Origin of the sequence: Enterobacter sp. MGH85, assembly GCF_001037655.1 — a bacterium.
Taxonomy (GTDB): domain Bacteria; phylum Pseudomonadota; class Gammaproteobacteria; order Enterobacterales; family Enterobacteriaceae; genus Enterobacter; species Enterobacter intestinihominis.
Genome location: NZ_KQ089925.1, coordinates 735,005 through 756,062, shown reverse-complemented (window position 1 = coordinate 756,062; position 21,058 = coordinate 735,005). Strand labels below are relative to the sequence as shown.

Below are 21,058 nucleotides of genomic sequence, written 5' to 3'. Positions count from 1 at the left end.
TTTAATTAACGACGACCTTCAGCAATGGCGGTTACGGCCTGCAGTTCTGCGGCTTCCTGCTCTTGCTGCTCCTGGCGCTCACGCACGTCGAGGATCTGGTTGTTGATCAGACCTTCTTCGATTTCGCGAAGTGCAATAACGGTGGTTTTATCGTTTTCTTCCGGTACCAGCGGATCTTTACCGCCTACCTGCATCTGACGAGCGCGACGCGCGGCGACCAGTACCAGGTCAAAACGGTTACCAATTTTCTCTACAGCGTCCTGAACAGTTACGCGTGCCATACTTAAAATGCTCCACAGGTGAAGAAATGACTGGGCATGATACTGAAAGTGGGTTCAGTCTGCCAACAGTTTGGTAATTAATGCGTCATGTCGCTGCTTCTGGCGGCTCATACGCAGACGTTCTGCGCGAAGGATAGTTTTGAGATCGCTCAGCGCGGCATCAAAATCATCATTCACAATAAGGTAATCATATTCCGCGTAATGGCTCATTTCTGCAACAGCCTGTGCCATACGCTTCGCGATAACTTCTTCGCTATCCTGGCCGCGACCACGCAGGCGACGATCCAGTTCATCTTTCGATGGCGGTAGAATAAAAATACTGCGCGAATCAGGCATTTTCTTACGAATTTGCTGCGCGCCCTGCCAGTCGATATCCAGGAACACGTTCACGCCGGTCGCCAGAACCTGCTCAATGGTTTCACGCGAAGTACCGTAGTAGTTACCGAATACTTCTGCGTGTTCAAGAAACGCGTCTCTGCCAATCATCGCTCTGAATTCGTCGTGATTCACAAAGAAATAGTGTTCACCGTGCACCTCACCCGGACGCGGTGCTCGCGTGGTGTGAGAAACAGAAACCTGCGTATCGTACAACGGTTGGGTTTTTAACAGTGCCTGAATAAGGCTGGATTTACCCGCGCCACTAGGGGCAGAAACAATATAAAGCGTGCCTTGAGCCATGAGAGTCTTTTGTATGTGTTAACGAAGAAGTCCTACATACGGGCTTATTATACACGTCGCCGCTGTGTGACGTAGCCTTTGTCACACTTTTTCCCGTGGATGATTAAATTTTGCGTGCCGTTTTCAGGTTTTGTCTGCGGTTTGCAGCAACAAAAAGAAACGCTGGATAACGCCTCGTAAAGCGTAACGTTGCCATTCGCGTCGTTTTCAATACCGGGTTATACCTCCTCCAACGCAAAGGAGGGGTAATAATGTGGCGATGGATAAGCGGGTTTGCGCTGTTGTGGTGTAGCACCGGGTTAGCGGTATGCCCGGTATGGTCGCAGGCAAAAGCAGAAAAGGAAATTGTAGCGCTGAGCGCGCAGATCAAACGCTGGGACGATGCTTACTGGAAGCAGGGAGTCAGTGACGTTGATGACGGGGTGTACGATCAGCTTAACGCGCGGTTGAACCAGTGGCAGCGCTGCTTTGGTCATGTCTCTTCCGAAGAGAGACCGCCACCTCTGACAGGTAGTGTGACACACCCGGTTGCGCATACGGGCGTGCATAAGGTTGCCAGTAAAGCTGAGCTCAGCCAGTGGATGCGAGCCCGGCAACATCTCTGGATGCAGCCCAAAGTGGATGGCGTGGCTGTGACGCTGGTGTACCAGGGCGGGAAGCTTGTCCGGGCCATTAGCCGTGGCAACGGTGTGAAAGGTGAAGACTGGACGGCGCAGGTTCGATCAATCCCCTCTGTTCCGCAAAACCTGTCCGGCCCCCTGGCAAATAGCGTCTTACAGGGTGAACTGTTCTGGATTCATGAAAACCACATCCAGCGTCAGATGGGGGGGATGAACATGCGGGCAAAAGTGGTGGGCGCCATGATGCGTCATAACGATAGCGCACTTCTCAGGCAGCTCGGCGTGTTTATCTGGGCCTGGCCGGATGGACCTAAAGAGATGCAGGTATCTCTGGATGCGTTGTCAAAAGCCGGGTTCACCCTGACGGCGCGTTATACGCTGCCCGCCGCGTCTGTGAATGCGGTCGAAGCGCAGCGTTCAGCGTGGCATACAACAGCATTGCCCTTTGCCACGGACGGCATTGTGGTGCGTTCAGCGGATGAACCCGCGGGCGACGGTTGGTTACCCGGTGAAGGGCGTTGGGTTGTCGCATGGAAATATACGCCTGTCGCTCAGGTTGCTGAAGTGCGAGGGATACAGTTTGGCGTCGGGCGAACGGGCAAGGTGTCCGTTGTAGCCGAACTGGATCCAGTAAAGCTTGATGATAAACAGGTGCGGCGGGTGAGCCTGGGGTCGGTCACACGCTGGCAGCGGCTGGATATTGTTCCCGGCGATCAGGTTCTGATAAGCCTCGCCGGGCAGGGAATCCCCCGATTCGATCGAGTTGTCTGGCGGGGAGCGAACAGGAAAAAACCAGAACCTCCGGCCCTGCAGTACCACTCGCTGACCTGTTTTTATGCCTCACCAGCGTGTATGGAACAGTTCTTTGCCCGGTTGACGTGGCTTAGCTCAAAACAAGGGCTAGGGATCGAGGGGTTAGGCGAGGCGGGCTGGCGAACGCTTCATCAGACGCATCGTTTCGAGCATATTTTTTCGTGGTTAACACTGACGCAGGCGCAGCTACAGTCCACGCCTGGCTTTTCCGCCGGGCGCGGGTTATCGCTCTGGCATCGTTTTAATATTGTGCGCAAACAACCTTTTATTCGCTGGGTCACAGCGATGGGGATCCCGCTGACAAAAGCCACGCTGAATGCGGTTGGGGCGGCGTCGTGGCAGGCGCTGAATCAGCGGAGCGCTGCTGACTGGCAGGCTTTGCCGGGAACAGGTGAAGAGAAGGCGCAGCAGGTCGTTAACTGGCTGCATGCGCCTCCCGTTGATAGGCTGGCAAGGTGGCTGGCTGAGCAGCACATTAACGGGTTCTGACCTTAATGCGCGTTGTGCTTGTAATGAAAAACCGGCAGGCCCAGCTTCAGGCGCAATGCCAGCATACGCGCCGTGAAACCAAACAGCAGCGTGGAGATAACGACCACATCGTGGTTTGTGACATAGTGCTGCAAGGCGACATAAAGCACTGCCGCGGCAAAGGAGATGCCGGCATACAGTTCCTTCTGGAAAACCAGCGGGATACGTTTGCAGAACATATCGCGCAGCACCCCGCCAAACACGCCCGTGATCACCGCCGCAATGGTGGCGATAACCGGGCCTTCACCCATATCGAGAGCAATTTGTGCGCCAATGATGGAAAAAACAATCAGCCCAAGCGCATCCAGCACCAGGAACAAGCGGCGCAGATGAGGCATCACCGGGGCTACAATCGTGGTTAACACGGCTGCCGTTGCCACGATAATGACGTACTCAGGGTTTTTAACCCAGCCGAGCGGATAATGGCCAAGCAGGATATCGCGCACGGACCCGCCGCCGAGCGCAGTGGCCGTGGCAATAATGATCACGCCGAAGGTGTCCATTCGGCGACGTCCGGCGGCAAGCGCGCCGGTCATGGCTTCAGCGGTAATGCCAATAAGATAGAGAATGTGAAGCAGCATAAACCCTCCGGAATGAAGTGGAGGAGGTTAGCGATTTGTGCGCAAGATCACGATTGAGATTTTCTAAGGCGAGGGGATTTGCCCTACACAAATTTATCAACGCATGGCAGACGGGCTTGTGATAAGGCGGGAGACAAAGAAAGTAAGGATAAATATGGATTAGAAAAAGTAATGGGTGATGTGCCAGACACCACCCTGAAAGGTATTACTCGATATTCTGGATCTGCTCGCGCATCTGCTCAATCAGGACCTTCAGTTCAATTGCTGAATTGGTCACCTCTGCATTGATAGACTTAGACGCCAGCGTGTTCGACTCGCGGTTGAACTCCTGCATCATAAAGTCGAGACGGCGGCCTACCGCTTCTTTCTTCTTCAGGATGTTGTAGGTCTCTTTAACGTGCGCTTCCAGACGATCCAGCTCTTCAGCCACGTCTACACGCTGCGCCATCAGCACCAGCTCTTGTTCCAGACGGTTGTTTTCCAGCTGGACTTCCGCCTCTTCCAGTTTGGCGACAAGACGCTCACGCTGCCATTGCAGCACTTCTGGCATATGAGCGCGCACTTTAGCCACTTCGGCGCTCACGCCTTCAAGGCGTTGCTCAATCATCGCTTTCAGCGCCTGGCCTTCGGTTTCGCGGGCAACGATAAAGTCATCCAGCGTGCCGTCGAGTGCAGCCAGGATTTCAGCGGTAATCGCGTCCAGATCCTGCTCTCCGGCGGCCATCACGCCAGGCCAGCGCAGAATATCAACCGGGTTGATCTCGCCTTCATCGCTTTGCATTTTGACCCAGTTCGCCGCATTAACCAGCTGTTTTGCCAGCTTTTCGTTCAGGATCAGTTCGCCCTGTGCACTGGCATCGGGCTCAAAACGCAGGTTACATTCCACTTTCCCGCGGGTCAGACGCGTACGGATACGCTCACGCACCACAGGCTCCAGGCTGCGGAACTGTTCCGGCATACGGAAATATGTTTCCAGATAGCGCTGGTTTACCGAGCGCATTTCCCAGGTAGCGCTACCCCAGCTACCCTTGATTTCACGCCGGGCGTAGGCGGTCATACTGCGGATCATAGACATTCCCGTTTTTAAAGGAGAGATGGGGGGATTATAGCTTTCAGGGGCTTCTCAGGATAGGAATAAGCGTCCTTTATCCGTATAATGCGCAGCCACATTCGTTTCAAGCCGGAGAATCCATCATGCGTCCAGCAGGTCGTAGCACCAACCAGGTGCGTCCCGTCACCCTGACCCGTAACTATACAAAACACGCTGAAGGCTCCGTGCTGGTTGAGTTTGGTGACACCAAAGTGCTTTGCACCGCGTCCATCGAAGAGGGCGTGCCTCGCTTCCTGAAAGGTCAGGGGCAGGGGTGGATCACCGCCGAATACGGTATGTTGCCGCGCGCAACCCATACCCGTAATGCCCGTGAAGCGGCAAAAGGTAAGCAGGGCGGCCGTACTATGGAGATCCAGCGCCTGATCGCACGTGCGCTCCGCGCCGCGGTTGACTTAAAAACGCTGGGTGAGTTCACCATCACGCTGGACTGCGACGTGATCCAGGCCGATGGCGGCACGCGTACGGCCTCCATTACCGGTGCCTGTGTGGCGCTGGCAGATGCGCTGAACAAGCTGGTTGCCGCCGGTAAGCTGAAAACCAACCCAATGAAAGGGATGGTTGCTGCTGTCTCCGTTGGTATTGTTAACGGCGAAGCGCTTTGCGATCTGGAATACGTTGAAGATTCTGCCGCAGAAACCGACATGAACGTGGTGATGACCGAAGATGGTCGCATCATTGAAGTGCAGGGCACGGCAGAAGGCGAGCCATTCACTCACGAAGAACTGCTCACCTTGCTGGCGTTGGCCCGAGGGGGTATTGAATCTATTGTAGCGACGCAGAAAGCGGCGTTAGAAAATTGATTTTAAGGCGACCAATGAGTCGCCTTTTTTTTGCCTGTAAGACTGAAAAGACAAAGGAGCAAATCCATGAAATCGTATCAGCGCCAGTTTATTGAGTTTGCGCTTAACAAGCAGGTACTTAAGTTTGGCGAGTTCACGCTGAAATCCGGTCGTAAAAGCCCGTATTTCTTCAACGCCGGGCTGTTTAATACCGGGCGCGATTTGGCACTGTTAGGCCGCTTCTATGCCGAAGCGCTGGTAGATTCCGGGATTGATTTCGATCTGCTGTTTGGCCCCGCGTACAAAGGCATTCCAATTGCAACCACCACGGCGGTGGCGCTGGCGGAGCACCATGACCGCGACGTACCGTACTGCTTTAACCGTAAAGAGGCCAAAACCCACGGTGAAGGCGGCAATCTGGTAGGCAGTGCGTTGCAGGGCCGCGTGATGCTGGTGGATGACGTGATCACCGCAGGCACCGCGATCCGTGAATCGATGGAAATTATCCAGGCTAACGGTGCAACGCTTGCGGGTGTGCTGATTTCGCTCGATCGTCAGGAACGCGGGCGTGGCGACATCTCTGCTATTCAGGAAGTGGAACGCGATTATGGCTGCAAAGTGATCTCTATCATCACGCTGACAGACCTGATTGCATATCTGGAAGAGAAGCCTGAGATGGCGGATCACCTGGCGGCGGTAAAAGCGTATCGCGAAGAGTTCGGGGTTTAATTGCGTTGCCCGGTGGCGCTACGCTTACCGGGCCTACCTGTTCGTAGGCCGGATAAGGCGAAGCCGCCATCCGGCGATGGCGTTACTGTAATTGTGCTGCCACTAACGGCCAGCGGGCGTCAAAATCGTCCGTTGGTCGATATTTAAACTCGCTGCGCACAAACCGGGAGAGCATCCCTTCGCAAAATGCAAGGATCTGGCTTGCCAGCAGCGTCTCATCCGTATTATATCCCTCGCCTTCCCGCATTTTCTTCTCGCGCAGAACCTGACGAAGCTGGGCTTCGATACGTTCAAAAAGCTGGTTTATACGGCCTTGCAGACGATCCTGTTCAAACATCAGCGCGTGGCCAGTCAGAATACGGGTCAGACCCGGGTTACGTTCACCAAAGCCCAGAATCAGCAGCACAATCAGACGCAGACGCGTGCTGGTGTCTTTTTCATCCTTCAGAATCAGGTTGATGCGCGTGATCAGGCTATCTTCGATAAACTCGATCAGGCTGTCGAACATCCGGGTTTTGCTCGGGAAATGACGATACAGCGCCGCCTCTGACACGCCCACAGAGGCCGCCAGCTTGGCGGTGGTGATGCGTTGACTGCCGTCGCTGGATTCAAGCATCAGAGCCAGAGATTGAAGTATTTCTTCGCGACGATTCCTTTTCGCGGTTTGTTTTTCTGCCATGTTACAAAATACCCCTGAAAATAAGCACTTGTCAGGCTGGCAACCACACAGCGACCCGCAAACTGACGTTTGCGGTTTGTTATTGCATTATGGCGCTGTGAGATGCGTGTTTGTCGGGCGGTTATTTGCGCCCGGAATGGCCGAAGCCGCCTTCGCCACGGTCGGTAGCGTCGAAGTCTGCCACCAGGTTAAATTCTGCCTGCACCACCGGTACAAACACCATCTGCGCAATACGCTCGCCCGGTTCAATGGTGAAGCTGTCCTGGCCACGGTTCCAGACGGATACCATCAGCTGACCCTGATAGTCAGAGTCGATCAGGCCGACCAGGTTACCCAGCACGACGCCATGCTTATGGCCCAGGCCAGAGCGCGGCAGGATCACCGCTGCCAGTGACGGGTCAGCAATGTGAATCGCCAGCCCGGTCGGGATCAGGGTCGTTGCACCCGGCGCCAGTTCTACGGCGTCATCGAGACAGGCGCGCAGGTCAAGACCGGCAGAGCCGGAGGTGGCATACGTTGGCAGCGGAAATTGCTCGCCAACGCGCGGGTCCAGAATCTTAACGTCGATTTTTTTCATCATAACGGGTAACGATCTCGTCCAGTAATTGTTGGCCCAGGAGTTCTTTGCGCTCAAGCGGTAAGACTTTATCTCCATCCTGCCAGAAAAGGTGCAATGCGTTGCTGTCGCTGTTAAATCCTTGCGTGGACAGCGATACGTCGTTCGCGCAAATCAAATCGAGGTTTTTGCGGGTACGTTTTTGCCGGGCATATTCTTCCACATTATTCGTTTCTGCGGCAAACCCAACAACGTAAGGACGATGAGTTTTCAATGCGGCGACACCGGCAACGATATCCGGGTTCTTCACCATTTTTATTGTTAATTCATCACCTTGCTTTTTAATTTTGGCGTCGGCAATGGTTTCGGCGCGGTAATCAGCGACGGCCGCACAGCCGATAAAAATATGCTGCTGTTGAGCATGCGCCTGTACGGCGGCTTCCATTTCCAGCGCGGTAGTTACATCAATACGCCGCACAAACGCAGGGGTGGTAAGCGACACCGGGCCGCTCACCAGCGTCACGTTCGCGCCGCGTTTGGCTGCCGCGGCAGCAATTGCAAAGCCCATTTTGCCGGAGCTGTGGTTGGTGATGTATCGCACCGGATCCAGCGGCTCGCGCGTGGGGCCCGCGGTAATCATGATGTTGAGATGTTGCAGATCGTTGACAGGCGAGAAATGGGCGGCGGCCATATCAACAATCGTCAATGGGTCGAGCATACGCCCTGGCCCCACGTCGCCACAGGCCTGGCTGCCGCTCTCCGGTCCCCAAATTAGCAGGCCGCGCGAGGCCAGCGTATCCAGATTATGCTGGGTAGCGGCGTTGCGATACATCTGCTGGTTCATTGCGGGTACAACCGCGACGGGCGCAGGCGTGGCGAGGCAAATGGTCGTTACCAGATCGTTCGCCATCCCGGCCGCCACGCGGGCAATTACATCTGCCGTGGCGGGGGCAAGGATAACCAGATCGGCCCATTTCCCCAGCTCAATATGGCCCATTGCGGCTTCGGCTGCCGGGTCGAGAAGGCTGTCGGATACCGGGTATCCCGAGACGGCTTGCAGGCTCAGCGGGGTGATAAAGGCTTTGCCGCCTTCGGTGATCGCGACCCGTACGTCGGCCCCGCGCTCGCGCAAACGGCGCACCAGGTCTGGCGTTTTATAGGCAGCAATACCGCCGCTGACGCCAAGAACGATTTTTTTACCGGCCAGGCTCATCATGATTCTTTCCTGTTGGGTTTCACCAGAGAGCGGGCATTTTATCACAATCCCTAAAACGGGGTGATGATGTCCTTAATTCACTTTGCGAGGCGCTACGCAAGAACGAAACGCCAGCGTCGAGCCCCGAATTTGCCTGTGGCAGCATAATGGCAAACAGAAGGAGGCCGGGCATGGAAGAGACTGAACTGCTGCTACCGCGTGAAAAAATGCTGCGCCATGGCGTCACGTTGTTAAAGGACGACGAGCTGCTGGCGCTCTTTTTACGCACAGGCACGCCGGGGAAAACGGTATTTACGCTGGCGAAAGAGCTGATAGAGCATTTCGGCTCACTGTATGGATTGTTGACCGCCGAGCTGGAGGCGTTTACGCACGTTGAGGGTATTGGCGTGGCGAAATATGCCCAGTTACGGGGCATTGCCGAGCTGGCCCGGAGATTTTACAACGTGCGTATGGAGGAAGAAGACCCGATCCTCACCCCCGATATGACCCGCGAATTTCTGCAAAGCCAGCTTTCCGATCTGGAGCGGGAGATCTTTATGGTGATCTTTCTCGACAACAAAAACCGGGTACTGAAACATACCCGCCTTTTTTCGGGAACATTGAGCCACGTTGAGGTGCATCCGCGAGAAATTGTGCGGGAAGCGATAAAAGTGAATGCAGCCGGCGTGATCCTCGCGCATAATCACCCCTCTGGCTGTGCAGAACCAAGCAGAGCTGACAAAGCAATTACCGAACGTATTATCAAATGCTGTCAATTCATGGACATTCGTGTGCTGGACCATCTGATAATTGGCCGCGGAGAGTACATTTCTTTTGCCGAACGTGGCTGGATTTAGGCCTTTTCTCGCGATCCATCGGGATCTTTGTCTGTTCGGGACTTGAGCACACCGCCGAGTCAGCGTATACTACGCCACCTTTGAGAATCTCGGGTTTGGCATTTGGGCCTGGCAATCGAGAGTTCAATAGAACTATGCGATGACCGGGCTGTAAAGCCTGACGAGGCGCCGATACCCCATACGAAGCTCGAGCTAATTTGATTTTTGGAGAATAGACATGTCCCGAGTCTGCCAAGTTACTGGCAAGCGTCCGGTGACCGGTAACAACCGTTCCCACGCACTGAACGCGACTAAACGCCGTTTCCTGCCGAACCTGCACTCTCACCGTTTCTGGGTTGAGAGCGAGAAGCGTTTTGTCACCCTGCGCGTATCTGCTAAAGGTATGCGTGTAATCGATAAGAAAGGCATCGATACAGTTCTGTCCGAACTGCGTGCCCGTGGCGAAAAGTACTAAGTACTTAAAGAGGAAATAAATCATGGCTAAAGGTATTCGCGAGAAAATCAAGCTGGTTTCTTCTGCTGGTACAGGTCACTTCTACACCACCACGAAGAACAAACGTACTAAGCCGGAAAAACTGGAACTGAAAAAATTCGATCCAGTTGTACGCCAGCACGTACTGTACAAAGAAGCTAAAATCAAATAATTTTAGTCTCCTTGTATTGAAAAACCCCGCATCTGCGGGGTTTTTTGCATTCTGCATCTCAACGGAGGAACCATGCCTGAATTACCTGAGGTAGAGACCAGCCGCCGCGGCATTGAGCCCCATCTGGTTGGCGCGACTATTCTTCATGCTGTCGTTCGCAACGGGCGTCTGCGCTGGCCGGTGTCCGATGAGATCCACGCGTTAAGCGATAAACCCGTCCTGAGCGTACAGCGCCGCGCGAAATACCTGCTGCTGGAGCTGCCTGACGGCTGGATCATTATCCATCTGGGCATGTCGGGAAGCCTGCGCATCCTCACCGAAGAGTTGCCTGCGGAAAAGCACGACCACGTTGATCTGGTGATGAGTAACGGCAAGGTGCTGCGTTACACCGACCCGCGTCGCTTTGGTGCATGGCTGTGGACCAAAGAGCTGGAAGGGCACAACGTGCTGGCGCATCTTGGACCTGAGCCGCTCTCAGAGGCGTTTAACGCGGATTATCTCAAAGAGAAGTGCGCGAGAAAGAAAACCCCGATCAAACCCTGGCTGATGGATAACAAGCTGGTCGTGGGCGTGGGGAATATCTATGCCAGCGAATCGTTGTTTGCCGCCGGGATCCATCCCGATCGGCTGGCCTCTTCGCTGTCTGCGCAGGAGTGCGAGCTGCTGGTCAGAGTGATTAAAGCGGTACTGCTGCGCTCAATTGAGCAGGGCGGGACGACGCTGAAGGATTTTCTGCAAAGCGACGGGAAGCCGGGCTATTTTGCGCAGGAGTTGCAGGTTTATGGTCGTAAGGGGGAACCGTGCAGAGCATGCGGGACGCCGATTATTGCCACGAAGCACGCTCAGCGCGCCACGTTTTACTGTCGTCAGTGCCAGAAGTAGGGTTACTTTAACTTTTCCATCAACGCCTGGTGGACGTTAACCGGCAGAAAGTGGGTAACGTCCCCGCGATGGCGCGCCACCTCTTTTACCAGCGAAGAAGAGATGAAGGACCACTCTTTGGAGGGCATCAGGAATACGCTCTCCAGCTCCGGCATCAGATGGCGGTTCATGTGCGCCAGCTGCATCTCATATTCGAAGTCTGCTACCGCGCGAAGACCGCGGATCAGGATATTGGCCTGCTGAGCACGGGCAAAGTTTGCCATCAAATCGCTGAATCCGACGACCTCAACATTCGACAAATGCGAAATCGCATCGGTGGCAAGCTGCACGCGTTCGTTCAGGTCGAACATCGGCTTTTTGCTCGGGCTGGCGGCAATGGCCAGAATCACCTTGTCGAACATACACGCCGCACGGGTGATGATATCAAGATGACCGTTAGTGATCGGATCGAAGGTACCCGGATAAATCGCTTTTGTGCTCATGGCTCACGTTTTCTCTGAGTAGCCGCGGTTCAGCGCCCACAGCTCGGTGTATTTATTGAAAGTATACTGGGCATTCACTACCGCCAGTAACCAGCCCTGTTTGCCGTCCAGCACGCCACCACGTAGCAGCAGCGTTTTCAGAAACGCGCCCAGCGTGTGGGTGAAGATGCCGGTCAGCGTGGCCTTCTTGCCGCGCGCATGCCGCTCCTGTGCCCAGGCGGTGGCATAGTTCAGCTGTTTCCGCTGGAAGCTGGCGAAATCGCGGCAGGTCAGATGAAGCAGATCGCCCGTCAGGGGGATGACCTGAGCGTTATCGCAGGCCAGAGACTCATGGACCAGGTTGTCGTTGTACTGATAACGCTCGCGGGCATAGAGGCGCATCACGCGGTCGGGGTACCAGCCGCTGTGGCGCATAAAGCGGCCCAGGAAATAGTTACGACGCGCGATACTGTAGACCGCGCCGGGCTGTGGCGCGGCAAGCACCGTTTGAATGGCCTGTCGGAGTTCCGGGGTGACGCGCTCATCGGTATCGATCATCAACACGTAATCGCCCGTGGCGTAACTCTGCGCACGCTGACGCTGAATACCGTAGCCCTGCCAGTCGGTGTCGGTAAAGACTTTTGCCCCGGCTGCACGGGCAACGTCCGCCGTATTGTCCGTACTTCCGGAATCGAGAATGACGATTTCGTCAGCCCAGGCAACAGAGGCCAGGCAATCCGGAAGCAGGTCGGCGGCGTTTTTGGCGATCATCACGACCGACAGACGCGTTGACATTAGTGGCTCCGCTGCGGCAGGTAAGGTTGCAAAAGTTGCAGCAGACGGGTCAGTGCACCCTGGTTCTGATGCAGGACTTCAACGGCGTGACGACCGTACCACAGGCGGTAATCTTCGTCAGTCAGAAGGGTTGAGACCTCTTTGACCACCGAGTCCGCATCGGTCACGGTGATTAAGCCATCGGCTTGCTGCAATTTCGCGCAGATATCTTTGAAGTTAAACGTGTGTGGACCCATCAGCACGGGAATGGCGTGGGCTGCCGGCTCCAGCGGGTTATGACCACCGCGCTCCACCAGGCTTCCGCCAACGAATGCAAGATCGGCAATCCCGTACAGCAGCATCAGTTCGCCCATCGTATCGCCAATCACCACCTGCGTGCTGCCAGAGGGGATTTCGCCGCTGCTGCGCAGGGTGAAGCTGAAACCGCCTTTTTGCACCATCTCCCGGGCATCTTTAAAACGCTCAGGATGGCGAGGAACCAGAATCAGCAGTAAATCAGGGAATTTTTCCAGCAGCTGGCGGTGAGCCTGAAGAATAATGGCCTCTTCGCCGTCATGGGTGCTGGTGGCAATCCAGACCTGGCGACGCGGCGCCCACTGACGACGCAGCGTTACCGCACGGGCGGCGAGTTCAGGGGTGACGGAAATATCGAACTTCAGGCTACCCGTGACCGCAAGCTGGTTGCGCTTCAGGCCGAGGGCGATAAAGCGCGCGGCATCTTCTTCGTTCTGCGCGGCGATCAGCGTAATTTTGCTGAGCAGGCGACGCATAAATTTACCCAGCTTGCCGTACCCTTTCGCCGAGCGTTCCGACAGACGCGCGTTGGCGATAACCAAAGGAATTTTACGGGCATGCAGGGCGGAAATCATATTCGGCCACAGTTCAGTTTCCATGACGATTATCAGTTTAGGGCGAACGGTATTCAGGAAACGGTTCATGGCGCAGGGGAGATCGTACGGCAGGTAGACGTGATGCACGTCTTTACCGAAGGCAGACATCACGCGCTCTGAGCCGGTTGGCGTCATCGTGGTGACGGTGATGGGCAGTGACGGATAACGGTGGCGTAAGGCACGCACCAGTGGAATGGCGGCCAGCGTTTCCCCGACTGACACGGAATGCAGCAGAATACCGTCCGGCGCCACTTTATTGCGGCAGTAGCCATAGCGTTCGGCCCAGCGTTTACGGTACGCAGGCGCTTTACGGCTACGAAGCAACAGTCGCAGCCACACCAGTGGCTGAATGATGTAGAGCAGGGCGGTATACAACAATTCCAAGCGATTATCCGTTTTTTTAGTTTCGGCCGGGAAATTCTAAGCATTTAAGCGTGCTAAAGCTATCTCTTATGCCAGATACCGTTTTAAACGGAAGTAGCGTCGGCCCAGGCGCCAGCGCAAACGCGGGCTTTTGGCACTTTTCCAGATGAGCTTCCAGATCCCGGTGTCGAAGAACTCTTTGATTATCATTGATTTCTTCGCTTCATCCTTCATGTTGTCGAAGGTATGAATAATTCCCAGACCCTCTTTGGCGATTTGCCAGTGACAGGCCGGGATATTTTTCACTTTATCCGGGTAGCGCTGGTTAATGGCATCAAGCATCTTCAGGATCTTCATGTAATGGCGCGCTGAGCGAATCAGCGTGTCGTCATTATCCGGGGTGTGCGATACCGAGGCGGAGTGAATGTAGTAGTCGTAAAAGCGTTCGCTGGTGTACTGAACGCGTTCCGCAGCAAGCAGCACCTCAGTCGTCCACGGGATATCCTGATGGCGCAGGCCAGGCTCGAAACGAAAGCCGTGCTGACGAATAAAATCGTGACGATAGATATTCAGCCAGGTCACATGCAGGAACTTACGTGAATCCAGCGCCTTTTTTAACCATGCCGCGCCATTCATGACGCTCGTTGAGGCGAGCTTATCTTCAGGGAAGATAGGGCGAGACGGTTTTTTGTTATTTTCCCAGACGTAGTTGCCATTGCAGGTGGCGACATCCAGGTTCTGCGTGACGGCCATATCCAGCAGACGCTGGTACATGCCGGGTTTGAAGACATCATCAATATCCGGGAAAGAGAGATATTGGCCGGTCGCAACGGCCAGGCCGGTATTACGCGCGATGGACACGCCCTGATTAGGTTGTTCAATGACCTGCATCTGTGGCAGCTGTTCGCGCCATTTTTCGACAATCTGCATCGAGCGGTCAGTGGAGCCGTCATTCACGATGATGACTTCCATACTGTCGATGTGTTGATTTACAAGGCAGGTAAAGAACTGATCGAGAAAAGCTTCACCGTTATAAACGGCAACCACCACGCTTAATAAAGGCGCTGAATTTTGCATATGAAACCTGATTATTTTTGGTTGTCGACCAAAGCAATGTATTGCTGGCAAATGGCGTTGATACCGAACGATGCGATCGTTTCGCGATCAACAACCGGCGGAGAGGCATACAGTTCTGCCAGGGTATTCGCCAGTGATTCGTCGGTTAACGCGGTCAGACCGCGCGCCAGGGGGCCAGTAAGGATCTCAGCAGGGCCGCCAGGGCAGTTTGTACTCACCGGTGGGGTCTGACAGATAATGGACTCTACCAGTACATTACCAAAACCTTCGCAGTCGGAACTTAACACTAAAAGGCGTGCACCTTTGATCCACGGATAAGGATTGGTTTCAAACGGGCGGAAGACGATCTTGTTTTCAATTCCCAGCTTAGCGGCAAGCTGTTTGAGCTGGTTTATTTTCACGTCAGAGCCTTTGCCCATCAACACCAGCGATGCGTCAATCTTGCTCATCGCGAACGCGCGAAGCAGCCGGTCGTGACGTTTGTGCTCATGAAAACGACCAACGTGGATAATATAATTCTGCCCCTGCATCTTAAAGGGCGCTTCCGCCAGACGCTGAATTTCAGGGATATCGAAGGGGTTATGGATAACCGCTTTGCGCCGCAGGGGGATCGCGAGTACTTCAGACAGATCGTGCAGCACGGCGCCGGATACCGCCACCACGTTGCGGTTTTCATAGGTATGACGAATTTTATAATGCTTAAACCAGCGAGAAAGCCCGCTGCGATGGCGCAAATAGGAAAAGGAGAACATCCCGTGTATGCAGAACCAGACCTTATCCCGATCCAGCACGCGGCTGTGCGCCACGATACGGTCGGTTTTATGCAGATGCGAGAAGGCAACGTCAAATTTACCGCTGCGTTCTGCCTGCTCAATGGCGCGATCCAGCAAACGGGCGCGACGCGGGATCTCGGTCAGCTTCCGCCAGGGTTTTTTACAGGTATCCTGCACGACCTGAAAATCGATGCCTTCCGGAATGGCGTAGTCGCACACCTTCCGTAAGGAGAAAAGGGTGACCTGATGCCCCAGTTCTGTCAGTCCGCTGGAGAGGGTGAGAACCGTTTTTTCGGCTCCTCCACCGGGTAAACCATCAATAATCATTAGGATGCGCATTATTAATCCAGTAATTTTTGATAAAGCGAAATAAGCTGACTTGATAGTTTTTCAGGGGTTGCTTCTCTAACGCGTTCACGCGCCGCAAGCCCCATATTGTTATTTTTTTCCAGTGAAGGGATGGACATGACGGCCTCCTTCAATGTGTGGATATCAAGTGCATCACAGTAAAACCCGTTCTGGCCTTGCTCAATAAATTCTGAACCACCGCAACTCTCTGACGTAATGACGGGCAATCCACAGGCCATTGCTTCAAGTATGACGTTAGGGAAAGGATCATACAGCGTCGGCAGCAGTAAACCATCAGAAAGCTGATAAAATGGCAGCGTCTCTTTTTGCATTCCCAGGAAACGGATTTGCCCCTCACAGCCTAATGAACGGGCGAGGTCGCGATAACGGCTTTCCGCTTTATCCTGACCGACCACAACCAGCCACGCCGATGTTCCTGCTATAGCCTGAATAGCGCTTGCCAGCCCCTTGCGTTCAAACCCTGAACCCACGAAGCAGAAAATGACGGCATCAGCGGGTAAGCCAAATTGCTTACGCAGTACAGCGCGCTGCCTCTCTTCTGCCGGAACGAAGCGGCGGGAATCTATTGAATTATAAATCACATGTATCTTTTTTGCGTCAATATCAAAGTCTTCGACGATTTCGCGCTTGATCATCTCCGCATTACAGATAACGGCTTTCAACTCGGGAGCCTGGTACATTTCACGTTCGGCGTTCATCACGTAGCGGTGATAGCGATCGTGCATGAGCAGCTTAGCGCGCCAGGCGGGAAGAATACGCGTACGCTGTAGCAGCCAGCGTCGATGTACACCATCTCCGGCGCGGTAAATATCGCAGCCCGGAATACGTTCGTGGCTCTGTACAATATCAAACTGCTGTTGCTGCCACAGCGCGCGCGCGGCGTGTGCAAAGCCGCGTTCACGGCTGATGCGGCCCCACTTTCGTGGATCGCAGATATGAATATGCCAGTCGTCCTGCTTTTCGCCCTGCCACTCGCGGGTGATGACGTTGAGCTCAAGATTTTGATTGCTCAGCGCGGTGAGTGCCCTGGAGACAAAACGTTCTGCTCCCCCATCCGGCCGATATTTTTGGCGCACAATGGCCAGACGATGAAGCTTCATTGCAGGTATCTCCTTGCGGCGGAGACGACAGCATCAACGGGGATGGCGTCGAGATAACGTTCCGTCGTTTTTGTATCAATGGCGTCAGGGTTGGGAAGCGGGCCGTAGTTACCAGCCCAGATGACCTCGCCGTTAACCTGCCATGGCGACCAGAACGTCAACTTTGATGGGCCAAACAGCGCCACGCAGGGCGTCTGAAGGGCGGCGGCCATGTGCATGGGGACGGAGTCAACGCCAATGAACAGGGCTGCGTGATCGATAAGCGAGGCCAGCTGGCGCAGGGTTAACTGCCCTGCCAGCGATACAACACCTGTCTGCGGGGAGGCGGCAAGAATGCGGTCAATCATCGCCAGCTCTTTCTTATCCGGTCCCGCCGTAAGGACGATAGTGTGGCCGTCCTGCTGCAATGCGGCGATAGTTTGCGCCATTTTGCCTTCGTCCCAGCACTTAAAGAACCAGCGTGAAGTGGGTTGAATAACGATATAGCGTTCCCCCACACCCTTTTGTGTCAGCTTGTGATGAGCATGGTGCCAGTCATCCGCGCTGTAAGCCATGGTGACGTCGGGTCTGGCGGCAACGGGTAATGGTTTCAGTATGGACAGGTTTTGTTCAACGGTGTGCAGCGACTGATGGCTGGCGACCGAGACCAGTTCACTGTGACAAAAACGCCAGAAGGCATTATTGCGCTTGTTAAAAGCGAACCCGAGCCGAACCGGTGCGCCGGTGAAGCGGGTAACCAGTGCGCTGCGCCACTGATCGGCAAGATTGATCACCAGATGATAATGCTGAGCGCGTAAAGCACGAAGCAACTGCCACTCTTTTTGCAGGTGTTTCAGCGTCCCCAACTGCTTCCATTTACGATCGATACCATAGATCGTACCGATTGCCGGATGCGCGGCGAGCATGTCTCGCGTCTCTTCATAGAGAAGCACGTCGATTTGGGCTTCAGGCCATTTCTGGCGCAATGAATTGATGACGGGGGTGGTGAGTAACATGTCACCATGATGGCGAAGTTTAATCAGTAAAATGCGCAAATCAGGCGTGTCAGGTAAGTTATTCATCATCATCTTATCGGCGTTGTACTGTTGGCAATTCTAATAGACCTGGTAACGACTTGCACTCTTTCTCCATAATGTCAGGAATTTCCCTGGAAGGGTTTACTCCTGCTTTCGGGCGTGCGTAACATAGCGCTAACTATTTTGTCTTGCGGACTCATTATGAAAAAACCAGCGTTTATCATCACGATCGATACCGAAGGGGATAATCTCTGGCAGAACCACCGGGTCATCAAAACGGAAAACGCGCGCTACCTGGCGCGGTTTCAGACGCTTTGCGAGCGTTTCGGCTTTAAGCCTGTCTGGCTCACCAATTACGAGATGGCCGTCGAACCGGTGTTCATTGAGTTCGCGAAAGAGGTCATAGCCCGGGGGCAGGGCGAGGTAGGAATGCATCTCCATGCCTGGAACAGCCCTCCGGAGCACGATCTGACCGGTGATGACTGGCGCTGGCAGCCTTATCTGATTGAGTTTTCAGACGAGGTCATGCGTGAGAAAGTGCTGTTCATGACCCGCTTACTGGAAGAGACCTTCCAGACAAAAATGCTCAGCCATCGCGCCGGGCGCTGGGCATTCGACAGCCGTTACGCCCGGTTGCTGATTGAGCTGGGGTATCAGGTAGATTGTTCCGTTACGCCGCGCGTGAACTGGCGCAACGCGAAAGGTGCCCCGCAGGGTAATGGCGGAACGAATTACCAGCATTTTCCCGATCGTGCCTACTTTTTGGACGTAGACGACATTTCCCGGCCGGGAAACAGCCTTCTCCTCGAAGTGCCAATGAGCATCCAGTATAAACACCCGGCATGGCTGAATTCCCTGAAGCAGGGTTACGATCGTCTGCGCGGTAAGTACCGTTCTCCGTCAGTTAACTGGTTACGCCCGTCCGGCGGTAACGCGCAGGAGATGATTAAGGTTGCGCAGCAGTGCCTGTCTCAGGGAAATGACTACGTAGAGTTCATGCTGCATTCGTCGGAATTTATGCCTGGCGGGAGCCCTACTTTTAAAGACGAGGCCGCGATTGAGGGGCTTTATCAGGATCTGGAGCAGCTCTTTACCTGGTTATCAGATAAGACCGTGGGGATGACGCTGGCGGAGTTTTACCAGTACAAAAAATAGTTATGCCCGCCAGGCGGGCATATTTGCTATTGCTGCTTTGTTTGGGTGAAAGGTGTACTTAATGCAAACAAAACCATAAAGAAGATTAAGGCTTCTGAACTGAGCAGTATGACATCCGTCAGACCATACAAAAGCAAAAGTAGCATCGAGGTTAGCAGCAGTGCGTTTCTGTTTCGTAGGGCATACACAATCATCGAAACGAAGAAAAAGAGCATTACCGCCACGCCGGGGATCCCCTGCAATGAATATTTCTCTATAAATTCATTATGCAGGTGGACCTTGATGTATTCGAGTGCACTGCCAAGGTGAGGATGACCGTCTTTTATATACTGCCGTGTCCACGTTTCACGCTCTTCAAGTGATTGCCCCAACGGATGTGCAAGACCATTCTCGATCCCGACAGTCCACATCGAAAAACGTGCGCCCAGTGACGTGCGGTCATAGCCTTGCTGATATTTCTCAACTTCAATTTGGGTTTGCGTTATTTTCGGTGCAATCAACGGTTTGTAGCTTACGACGACAATGCCGGCCACAATGCATAAAAAGATGAGAGTGGATTTGAGATGAATTTTTCTGAAATGATATAGCGTGAGCACTATCGCCAGAAGCAGATATAAACCCATCGCAGCACGGGTACCCGTCAACAGTATGACGAAGTAAGAGATTAATATAGTGAAACCCGCGACAACATACAGCTTCACGTTCTGCTGAAGGTAAAGACTGTATACGAAAGCCAGTGACAGGACAGAATAAACATAGGCTGAAACGGTGGCACGGTTAATTGCCATCTCAACGCGAGTCATACCTTGCGAGGCCTGCCACAAGCCATATCCTGTGGCGAGCACAAACCCTAAGGCCGCTGCGTAGAAGAAAAATTTCCTGAAGTTGTCTTTATCAATGTAAAACTTAAAGCGGTCAATATAGAAAATCAGGATACTCGCTAAAATTAACTTTTTGCTTGCGCCTAGATAGTCGCTGTAAAGATTGAGTCCCTCGTTATGATACTCATAGATTAAGTACCAGCCGAGGTTAAGTAACCCAATCAGCAAAATGGGCAGCGCTATAGTAAAAGGTCGAAGAGTGATTTTTTTATATTCGAAAGCCAGGCCAATAATACTGACGTAAATAGCAATATAGAAAAACTCTCTTTGCTTCCCTGAACTGACTAGTGCCAGCATCAAAGAGATGAGGCTCAAAGCAATCGTCAGTTGATATAGCCGTGGTTTTATTTTTTCCATAACGCCTCAATAACCCTTTTTTTGTAGCTAAAACGAACATCGGTGGACAGGAAAAAAGACAATGTGTACATGGCCTTTACGCGTTGTTTCACGAGTTGCAATTGTTGGTCTGTAAGACAGGACCGATGGTTGCTGTAAATATCAAACCAGTGGCAATTGACAAGATGCCTGTAGCTTGACGGAAATGTTCTTTCCATCTGTAACGTGCATTCGACAAGCGTTGATATTTTGCTGGCGTCCAGACTGCTCGACAAACTGTCGCGACGCTTGACGTAATAATAATGCCCCTGGCGTTGATAGACTATTTTGCTCGACTGCATCAACATTCCGGGGAAGACAGCGAAATCCTCATAACATAACATTGGAGGAATAGGGTTGCTCTCGTACAGGCTACGATGAATAAACTGGCCAATGAGATGCGCCTGAAAGTCTTTATGGCGTAAGAAACGAGCGACTGCTTCATGTTGTGACAATGGCACAGGGTTGAATCCCTGCCAGTCTGAAGTCATTTTCCGGGGATCGCGAATCTCAAGCAAACGTGTCAGTAACATATCCGGACGTTGCGCTTTCAGAAAGGTAATTGCGTCCCTGAGGCTGCCCGGCTTTAAGCAATCGTCACTGTCGAGCATCGTAATATATTCACCGGATGCCAGTGCGACAGCACTGTTTCGTACCCGGCCGACGTTACGAAAGTTCACGGTGCGCGTTATGATCTGAGGAAATTTAGGTGACCACTCTTCAATTATTGCCTGCGTGGTATCCTCAGAACTGTCATTAAAAATAATAATTTCAGTGTCTTGAACGGTGGCTGCCAGCAGGCTTGAAAGCGTGGCATGCAGCGTAGCTTCAGCGTTATGCGCAGCAATAATGACGCTTAAAAAAGCCATA

General features: G+C 53.5%; 24 protein-coding genes. 8 read left to right on the top strand and 16 right to left on the bottom strand.

The genetic code is table 11. The features are described 5' to 3' along the window. Window positions 1-5: 5 nt before the first annotated feature. Together rpoZ and gmk are read right to left on the bottom strand one after the other, a co-directional pair. Window positions 6-281, bottom strand: a complete 276-nt coding sequence (gene rpoZ, locus SK51_RS03520; protein ID WP_000135058.1) for a DNA-directed RNA polymerase subunit omega — start codon at window positions 279-281, stop codon at window positions 6-8. Window positions 282-335: 54 nt separating this feature from the next. Further along, window positions 336-959, bottom strand: coding sequence for a guanylate kinase (gmk, locus tag SK51_RS03515; protein WP_006177710.1), 624 nt, complete (start codon window positions 957-959; stop codon window positions 336-338). Window positions 960-1,210: 251 nt separating this feature from the next. Between gmk and ligB the strand changes: the two genes are divergently transcribed. Next, the gene (gene ligB, locus SK51_RS03510; protein ID WP_023305203.1) at window positions 1,211-2,881 is read left to right on the top strand and encodes an NAD-dependent DNA ligase LigB; all 1,671 of its coding nucleotides are present in this window, start codon (window positions 1,211-1,213) and stop codon (window positions 2,879-2,881) included. A gap of 2 nt (window positions 2,882-2,883) precedes the next feature. Here ligB and SK51_RS03505 read toward each other — a convergent pair whose 3' ends face one another. Beyond that, on the bottom strand, window positions 2,884-3,501 hold the full coding sequence (locus tag SK51_RS03505) for a trimeric intracellular cation channel family protein (RefSeq protein WP_023299016.1): 618 nt from the start codon (window positions 3,499-3,501) through the stop codon (window positions 2,884-2,886). A gap of 205 nt (window positions 3,502-3,706) precedes the next feature. Then, on the bottom strand, window positions 3,707-4,570 hold the full coding sequence (locus tag SK51_RS03500) for a YicC/YloC family endoribonuclease (RefSeq protein ID WP_003860907.1): 864 nt from the start codon (window positions 4,568-4,570) through the stop codon (window positions 3,707-3,709). Window positions 4,571-4,695: 125 nt separating this feature from the next. Between SK51_RS03500 and rph the strand changes: the two genes are divergently transcribed. Together rph and pyrE are read left to right on the top strand one after the other, a co-directional pair. After that, window positions 4,696-5,412, top strand: a complete 717-nt coding sequence (rph, locus tag SK51_RS03495) for a ribonuclease PH (protein ID WP_023305205.1) — start codon at window positions 4,696-4,698, stop codon at window positions 5,410-5,412. 66 nt (window positions 5,413-5,478) lie between these two features. Further along, complete coding sequence (gene pyrE, locus SK51_RS03490; protein WP_023305206.1) at window positions 5,479-6,120, top strand: orotate phosphoribosyltransferase; 642 nt, start codon at window positions 5,479-5,481, stop codon at window positions 6,118-6,120. Between the two features lie 82 nt (window positions 6,121-6,202). On the opposite strand, the gene slmA is transcribed toward pyrE, so the two are convergent. The 3 genes from slmA to coaBC all read right to left on the bottom strand — a co-directional run bounded on the left by slmA (window position 6,203) and on the right by coaBC (window position 8,568). Next, the gene (slmA, locus tag SK51_RS03485) at window positions 6,203-6,799 is read right to left on the bottom strand and encodes a nucleoid occlusion factor SlmA (RefSeq protein ID WP_003860901.1); all 597 of its coding nucleotides are present in this window, start codon (window positions 6,797-6,799) and stop codon (window positions 6,203-6,205) included. Window positions 6,800-6,920: 121 nt separating this feature from the next. Continuing rightward, window positions 6,921-7,379 carry a dUTP diphosphatase gene (dut, locus tag SK51_RS03480; RefSeq protein WP_015570042.1) on the bottom strand — a complete coding sequence of 153 codons (459 nt, stop codon included), beginning with the start codon at window positions 7,377-7,379 and terminating at the stop codon, window positions 6,921-6,923. Next, complete coding sequence (gene coaBC, locus SK51_RS03475) at window positions 7,357-8,568, bottom strand: bifunctional phosphopantothenoylcysteine decarboxylase/phosphopantothenate--cysteine ligase CoaBC (RefSeq protein WP_087878399.1); 1,212 nt, start codon at window positions 8,566-8,568, stop codon at window positions 7,357-7,359. The genes dut and coaBC overlap by 23 nt, the downstream gene beginning before the upstream one ends. A 173-nt stretch (window positions 8,569-8,741) precedes the next feature. Between coaBC and radC the strand changes: the two genes are divergently transcribed. From radC to mutM, 4 genes are all read left to right on the top strand, one after another. Beyond that, a complete protein-coding gene (gene radC / locus SK51_RS03470) occupies window positions 8,742-9,407 on the top strand; it encodes a RadC family protein (RefSeq protein ID WP_022646621.1) in 666 nt (221 codons plus the stop codon). 217 nt (window positions 9,408-9,624) lie between these two features. Beyond that, window positions 9,625-9,861 (top strand): 50S ribosomal protein L28, encoded by a 237-nt coding sequence (gene rpmB / locus SK51_RS03465; protein ID WP_002436699.1) that lies wholly within the window; start codon window positions 9,625-9,627, stop codon window positions 9,859-9,861. A 22-nt stretch (window positions 9,862-9,883) separates the two neighbouring features. Beyond that, on the top strand, window positions 9,884-10,051 hold the full coding sequence (gene rpmG, locus SK51_RS03460) for a 50S ribosomal protein L33 (RefSeq protein ID WP_003024094.1): 168 nt from the start codon (window positions 9,884-9,886) through the stop codon (window positions 10,049-10,051). 72 nt (window positions 10,052-10,123) lie between these two features. Beyond that, window positions 10,124-10,933 carry a bifunctional DNA-formamidopyrimidine glycosylase/DNA-(apurinic or apyrimidinic site) lyase gene (gene mutM / locus SK51_RS03455; protein ID WP_023305207.1) on the top strand — a complete coding sequence of 270 codons (810 nt, stop codon included), beginning with the start codon at window positions 10,124-10,126 and terminating at the stop codon, window positions 10,931-10,933. Window positions 10,934-10,935: 2 nt separating this feature from the next. On the opposite strand, the gene coaD is transcribed toward mutM, so the two are convergent. From coaD to rfaQ, 7 genes are all read right to left on the bottom strand, one after another. Beyond that, the gene (gene coaD, locus SK51_RS03450) at window positions 10,936-11,415 is read right to left on the bottom strand and encodes a pantetheine-phosphate adenylyltransferase (RefSeq protein ID WP_022646622.1); all 480 of its coding nucleotides are present in this window, start codon (window positions 11,413-11,415) and stop codon (window positions 10,936-10,938) included. 3 nt (window positions 11,416-11,418) lie between these two features. Further along, entirely contained in the window at window positions 11,419-12,189 is a 771-nt protein-coding gene (locus SK51_RS03445; protein ID WP_022646623.1) for a glycosyltransferase family 2 protein, read from the bottom strand. After that, window positions 12,189-13,463 carry a lipid IV(A) 3-deoxy-D-manno-octulosonic acid transferase gene (gene waaA / locus SK51_RS03440; RefSeq protein WP_048206584.1) on the bottom strand — a complete coding sequence of 425 codons (1,275 nt, stop codon included), beginning with the start codon at window positions 13,461-13,463 and terminating at the stop codon, window positions 12,189-12,191. Before waaA ends, SK51_RS03445 begins: the two co-directional genes overlap by 1 nt. A 66-nt stretch (window positions 13,464-13,529) precedes the next feature. Continuing rightward, the gene (locus SK51_RS03435; RefSeq protein ID WP_023299021.1) at window positions 13,530-14,519 is read right to left on the bottom strand and encodes a glycosyltransferase; all 990 of its coding nucleotides are present in this window, start codon (window positions 14,517-14,519) and stop codon (window positions 13,530-13,532) included. A gap of 11 nt (window positions 14,520-14,530) precedes the next feature. Further along, entirely contained in the window at window positions 14,531-15,631 is a 1,101-nt protein-coding gene (locus tag SK51_RS03430) for a glycosyltransferase (protein ID WP_023305209.1), read from the bottom strand. Window positions 15,632-15,633: 2 nt separating this feature from the next. Continuing rightward, window positions 15,634-16,761, bottom strand: a complete 1,128-nt coding sequence (locus tag SK51_RS03425; RefSeq protein ID WP_023299023.1) for a glycosyltransferase family 4 protein — start codon at window positions 16,759-16,761, stop codon at window positions 15,634-15,636. After that, window positions 16,758-17,828, bottom strand: a complete 1,071-nt coding sequence (gene rfaQ / locus SK51_RS03420; RefSeq protein WP_023305210.1) for a putative lipopolysaccharide heptosyltransferase III — start codon at window positions 17,826-17,828, stop codon at window positions 16,758-16,760. Before rfaQ ends, SK51_RS03425 begins: the two co-directional genes overlap by 4 nt. 150 nt (window positions 17,829-17,978) lie before the next feature. On the opposite strand from rfaQ, the gene SK51_RS03415 reads away from it, so the two are divergent. Further along, window positions 17,979-18,932, top strand: coding sequence for a polysaccharide deacetylase family protein (locus SK51_RS03415; RefSeq protein WP_022646628.1), 954 nt, complete (start codon window positions 17,979-17,981; stop codon window positions 18,930-18,932). A gap of 26 nt (window positions 18,933-18,958) precedes the next feature. On the opposite strand, the gene SK51_RS03410 is transcribed toward SK51_RS03415, so the two are convergent. Beyond that, complete coding sequence (locus SK51_RS03410) at window positions 18,959-20,170, bottom strand: O-antigen ligase family protein (RefSeq protein WP_023305211.1); 1,212 nt, start codon at window positions 20,168-20,170, stop codon at window positions 18,959-18,961. Continuing rightward, on the bottom strand, window positions 20,158-21,057 hold the full coding sequence (locus tag SK51_RS03405; RefSeq protein WP_023305212.1) for a glycosyltransferase family 2 protein: 900 nt from the start codon (window positions 21,055-21,057) through the stop codon (window positions 20,158-20,160). Before SK51_RS03405 ends, SK51_RS03410 begins: the two co-directional genes overlap by 13 nt. Window position 21,058: the final 1 nt, after the last annotated feature.

Coding starts and splice junctions, on each gene's coding strand:
- SK51_RS03415 (WP_022646628.1), top strand. CDS start 17,979: ATGAAAAAACCAGCGTTTATCATCACGATCGATACCGAAGGGGATAAT.
- rpmG (WP_003024094.1), top strand. CDS start 9,884: ATGGCTAAAGGTATTCGCGAGAAAATCAAGCTGGTTTCTTCTGCTGGT.
- dut (WP_015570042.1), bottom strand. CDS start 7,379: ATGATGAAAAAAATCGACGTTAAGATTCTGGACCCGCGCGTTGGCGAG.
- slmA (WP_003860901.1), bottom strand. CDS start 6,799: ATGGCAGAAAAACAAACCGCGAAAAGGAATCGTCGCGAAGAAATACTT.
- mutM (WP_023305207.1), top strand. CDS start 10,124: ATGCCTGAATTACCTGAGGTAGAGACCAGCCGCCGCGGCATTGAGCCC.
- pyrE (WP_023305206.1), top strand. CDS start 5,479: ATGAAATCGTATCAGCGCCAGTTTATTGAGTTTGCGCTTAACAAGCAG.
- SK51_RS03405 (WP_023305212.1), bottom strand. CDS start 21,057: ATGGCTTTTTTAAGCGTCATTATTGCTGCGCATAACGCTGAAGCTACG.
- rpmB (WP_002436699.1), top strand. CDS start 9,625: ATGTCCCGAGTCTGCCAAGTTACTGGCAAGCGTCCGGTGACCGGTAAC.
- SK51_RS03430 (WP_023305209.1), bottom strand. CDS start 15,631: ATGCGCATCCTAATGATTATTGATGGTTTACCCGGTGGAGGAGCCGAA.
- SK51_RS03425 (WP_023299023.1), bottom strand. CDS start 16,761: ATGAAGCTTCATCGTCTGGCCATTGTGCGCCAAAAATATCGGCCGGAT.
- coaD (WP_022646622.1), bottom strand. CDS start 11,415: ATGAGCACAAAAGCGATTTATCCGGGTACCTTCGATCCGATCACTAAC.
- SK51_RS03445 (WP_022646623.1), bottom strand. CDS start 12,189: ATGTCAACGCGTCTGTCGGTCGTGATGATCGCCAAAAACGCCGCCGAC.
- SK51_RS03500 (WP_003860907.1), bottom strand. CDS start 4,570: ATGATCCGCAGTATGACCGCCTACGCCCGGCGTGAAATCAAGGGTAGC.
- rfaQ (WP_023305210.1), bottom strand. CDS start 17,828: ATGATGATGAATAACTTACCTGACACGCCTGATTTGCGCATTTTACTG.
- SK51_RS03410 (WP_023305211.1), bottom strand. CDS start 20,170: ATGGAAAAAATAAAACCACGGCTATATCAACTGACGATTGCTTTGAGC.
- ligB (WP_023305203.1), top strand. CDS start 1,211: ATGTGGCGATGGATAAGCGGGTTTGCGCTGTTGTGGTGTAGCACCGGG.
- gmk (WP_006177710.1), bottom strand. CDS start 959: ATGGCTCAAGGCACGCTTTATATTGTTTCTGCCCCTAGTGGCGCGGGT.
- coaBC (WP_087878399.1), bottom strand. CDS start 8,568: ATGAGCCTGGCCGGTAAAAAAATCGTTCTTGGCGTCAGCGGCGGTATT.
- SK51_RS03505 (WP_023299016.1), bottom strand. CDS start 3,501: ATGCTGCTTCACATTCTCTATCTTATTGGCATTACCGCTGAAGCCATG.
- rpoZ (WP_000135058.1), bottom strand. CDS start 281: ATGGCACGCGTAACTGTTCAGGACGCTGTAGAGAAAATTGGTAACCGT.
- radC (WP_022646621.1), top strand. CDS start 8,742: ATGGAAGAGACTGAACTGCTGCTACCGCGTGAAAAAATGCTGCGCCAT.
- SK51_RS03435 (WP_023299021.1), bottom strand. CDS start 14,519: ATGCAAAATTCAGCGCCTTTATTAAGCGTGGTGGTTGCCGTTTATAAC.
- rph (WP_023305205.1), top strand. CDS start 4,696: ATGCGTCCAGCAGGTCGTAGCACCAACCAGGTGCGTCCCGTCACCCTG.